The sequence below is a fragment of the Streptomyces sp. NPDC005070 genome (genome assembly GCF_053600395.1).
Map to the genome: position 1 here is coordinate 1 of NZ_JBSFZS010000301.1, position 3,786 is coordinate 3,786.

Consider the following 3,786-nt stretch of genomic DNA (forward strand, 5'->3'; position numbering starts at 1 on the left):
CCGGTGCGGCGAGTGGGGGTCCCCCCTGCTCGAAGAGCTTGGGGGAGCGTGCCGGGAGTCGCGACGGGGCGAACGTTGCCTGTCGCGGCACTAGGCATCCCGTCACCACCCGCACCCCGAACACGCCGAAGCCGTTACGCGTCCCGTTCCGGGAACGTGACGGCTTCGGCCGAGCGGGCGTGTCAGGGGCGCCCGGTGACAGCCCGCGGGGCGACCGCTACGCCTCGACCTCCGACCGGTCGCCGCCCCACAGCGTGTGGAACGACCCCTCGCGGTCCGTCCGGCGATACGTGTGCGCTCCGAAGAAGTCCCGCTGCCCCTGGGTGAGCGCGGCAGGCAGCCGCTTGGCGCGCAGGGCGTCGTAGTAGGCGAGGGCCGCCGAGAAGCCGGGGGTGGGCACGCCCTGGCGGGTCGCCGCGACGAGGACCTCGCGCCAGTCGTCCTGGGCCGCCCCGATCTCCTGGGCGAACGTCTTGTCCGACAGCAGGCTCGGCAGGTCGGGCCGGGCGTCGTACGCGGCGCGGATACGGTCGAGGAAGGCCGCCCGGATGATGCAGCCGCCGCGCCAGATCGAGGCGACCGAACCCAGGTCGATGTTCCAGTCGTACTCGTCGCTGCCCGCGGTGATCTCGTGGAATCCCTGCGTGTACGAGACGATCTTCGACGCGTACAGCGCCTGCTCCACCCGGTCCGCGAACGCCGCGGCCTCGGACTCGTCGAGCCTCTGTGCCGTCGGACCGGCGAGGTCGCGCGAGGCCTCGCGCAGTCCGGCGTGCCCGGACAGCGAGCGGGCGAAGACCGCCTCGGCGATCCCGGACACCGGTACGCCCAGGTCCAGCGCGATCTGCACGGTCCAGCGGCCGGTTCCCTTCTGCTCGGCCCGGTCCTGGACGACGTCCACGAACGGCTTGCCCGTCGCCGCGTCCACGTGCGACAGCACCTCGGCGGTGATCTCGATCAGGTACGAGTCGAGCCGGCCGGTGTTCCAGGTGCGGAAGATGTCCGCGATCTGGGCGGGGGAGTACCCGGCCACGTCACGCAGGAGCTGGTAGGCCTCGCCGATGAGCTGCATGTCGGCGTACTCGATGCCGTTGTGGACCATCTTCACGAAGTGCCCGGCGCCGTCGGGACCCACGTGCGTGACGCACGGCGACCCGTCGGCGGCCTTCGCGGAGATCTTCTCCAGCATCGGACCGAGCGAGGCGTACGACTCGACCGAGCCGCCCGGCATGATGCTCGGCCCGTTCAGCGCGCCCTCCTCGCCGCCGGACACGCCCGTGCCGACGAAGTGGATGCCCTGCTCGCGCAGCGCGCGCTCACGGCGCCTGGTGTCCGCGAAATGCGCGTTGCCACCGTCGATGATCATGTCGCCGGGCTCCAGGAGCGGGGCGAACTCCTGGATCACCGCGTCCGTCGGCTCACCCGCCTTCACCATGATCACCAGGCGCCTGGGCCGCTCCAGCGCCGCCACGAACTCCTTCGCTGTCCCGGCCGCCACGAACGTGCCCTCGTGGCCGAACTCCTCCACCAGCGCGTCCGTCTTCGCCGACGTGCGGTTGTGCACGGCGACCGCGTACCCGTTGCGTGCGAAGTTGCGGGCGAGGTTGCGCCCCATGACCGCGAGACCCGTGACGCCGATCTGGGCTGAAGTGCTCATCCGGTTGGCTCCTAAGAAGTGCGGTAAGTCCGTCGGCCGATAAGGGAAACACTTCGGCGCCCATGCCGCCGGTCGTGCCCGCCCGTGCGGCTCGCCAGTATTGCCCCAGGCCATCCTGACGTGTCGGAGGTGTCCACGCAGGGGAACGTCCCGGCGCCGCGAGGGCGGATTTCGGACAGTCCGTGCGGCGGGGGGCCGCCGCGGCAGGCGGATGCGGCGGCTCGTACGCGGTGCTCGTTCCCGCGCGGCCACGTCCGGGGAACGGGCCCGGCGCCCGTCGAGGTACACGGGAACCCGACGTCGGCGGGCCGTGGGGCGGCGGGCGGCGCACCCCGGTCCCGGGCCGGCCCGGGCACCCACCGTGGTGCAGGCGTCCGGACCGGCGCGGGTCCGGGATTCGGTCAACAGCCTTTTCGGAGCGACCGGTTGCCGCCTTGTCCCGGCCTGTTCCCAACGCTTACTTTTGCCGCTCCTGACGCATGTCTAGGGGGGCTCCCTCATGGCCGTACGCGGCCGGCACCGCCGGTATCAGCCGAACAGGATCAACCGCGCCTCGCTCACCGTCACGGCGGGCGGCGCCGGGATCGCGCTCCCGCTGGTCGGGGCCGGAGTGGCCCACGCGGCCGACGTCGGGACCTGGAACAAGGTGGCCGCCTGCGAGTCCAGCGGCAACTGGAGCATCAACACCGGCAACGGCTATTTCGGCGGACTGCAGTTCACCCAGTCGACCTGGGAGGCGTACGGAGGCAAGGCATTCGCCCGGCGCGCGGACCAGGCCACGAAGGACCAGCAGATAGCCGTGGCCGAGAAGGTGCTGAAGGGGCAGGGGCCCGGAGCGTGGCCGGTCTGCTCGGTCCGCGCGGGGCTGACGAGAGGGGGCGCGGCCCCCGCCGTCAGCCCGTCGGGGACCGCGCCGCAGACGGCGAAGCAGCGTTCGGTGCGGGACGTGAAGCCGCAGACCACGCCGCAGTCGCGGGCCGGGACCGCCGAGATGTACACCGTCGTTCGCGGCGACACGCTCTCGGGCATCGCCGACTCCCGGCACGTCCAGGGCGGCTGGCAGGGGCTGTACGCCGCGAACCGCTCGGCCGTCGGCTCCGACCCGGACCTGATCCTGCCGGGCCAGCGGCTCGCCCTGAGAGGCAGGGCCCAGTCACCCGCGCACACGCCCGTCAAGAGCCCGTCGAGGACGACCGAGCGGACGCCCGCGAAGAAGGCGCCGCCGACGACCCCGGCCAAGAAGACCACCGGTGGGACGTCCTCGCACACGACGACCCCCGCCAGGTCCGCGACGCACACGCTCGTGGCCCCGGTCCACGCGGCGACCGGCACTCCCTACCACGCCACCGGCTCCCACTGGTCGAAGGGCTACCACACGGGCGTCGACTTCCCCGTGCCGACCGGCACCTCCGTCGCGGCGGTGGCCGCCGGGCATGTGGTCAGCGCGGGCTGGGGCGGATCGTTCGGCTACCAGGTGGTGATCCGGCACGCCGACGGCCGCTACACGCAGTACGGCCACCTCTCCGCGATCTCCGTGAAGACGGGGCAGAGCGTGGTGGCCGGCCAGCGCCTGGGCCGCTCGGGGTCCACGGGCAACAGCACGGGCCCGCATCTGCACTTCGAGGTGCGGACCGGGCCCGGCTTCGGTTCGGACATCGACCCGTTGGCGTACCTCCGGGCCGGCGGCGTCAGGATTTGACTCGGGTGCGGTGGTGGCTGACGAACGGGATCGGCACGTACGGCACACCGAGCATGACGGTCAGGTAGGGCAGCTCGTCCTCGCCCGCCGGCGGGCGGGGGGCGACGACCTCCCTCGCCGGTACCGCCGCCTTCACCGGAGCCGGGACGAACGCCCCCGCTATCACCTGCTGCGGAACCACTGCGGCCGGCGGAACCGTCACGGCCTGCGGAACAGCGGGGAACACACCGTCGTCGTCCGCCCGCGGAGCGGGTGCCGGGTGCCGGGCACCCGTCGGCGACGCGGCTACGCGTTCGTCCGCGTCCCCGGTGGGCCCGGGCAGTCCGGCCAGGAACTCCGCCGCCGGTCACCAGCACTCGTTTGTCACGCAGTCCCGCACGGCCGGTGTCACCGTCAAGGGACACCGTCGCACCGCCCCCGCTCCCGTTCC

General features: G+C 72.6%; 3 protein-coding genes. 1 reads left to right on the forward strand and 2 read right to left on the reverse strand.

Annotated elements, in window-relative coordinates; all coding sequences use genetic code 11:
- Nucleotides 1-217: 217 nt before the first annotated feature.
- The gene (gndA, locus tag ACWEBX_RS38040; RefSeq protein ID WP_451889298.1) at nt 218-1,657 is read right to left on the reverse strand and encodes an NADP-dependent phosphogluconate dehydrogenase; all 1,440 of its coding nucleotides are present in this window, start codon (nt 1,655-1,657) and stop codon (nt 218-220) included.
- A 499-nt stretch (nt 1,658-2,156) separates the two neighbouring features.
- Between gndA and ACWEBX_RS38045 the strand changes: the two genes are divergently transcribed.
- Nucleotides 2,157-3,356 carry a transglycosylase family protein gene (locus ACWEBX_RS38045; protein ID WP_451889299.1) on the forward strand — a complete coding sequence of 400 codons (1,200 nt, stop codon included), beginning with the start codon at nt 2,157-2,159 and terminating at the stop codon, nt 3,354-3,356.
- Here the strand turns inward: ACWEBX_RS38045 and ACWEBX_RS38050 are convergent.
- Complete coding sequence (locus tag ACWEBX_RS38050) at nt 3,346-3,537, reverse strand: hypothetical protein (RefSeq protein WP_451889300.1); 192 nt, start codon at nt 3,535-3,537, stop codon at nt 3,346-3,348. The genes ACWEBX_RS38045 and ACWEBX_RS38050 overlap by 11 nt on opposite strands.
- Nucleotides 3,538-3,786: the final 249 nt, after the last annotated feature.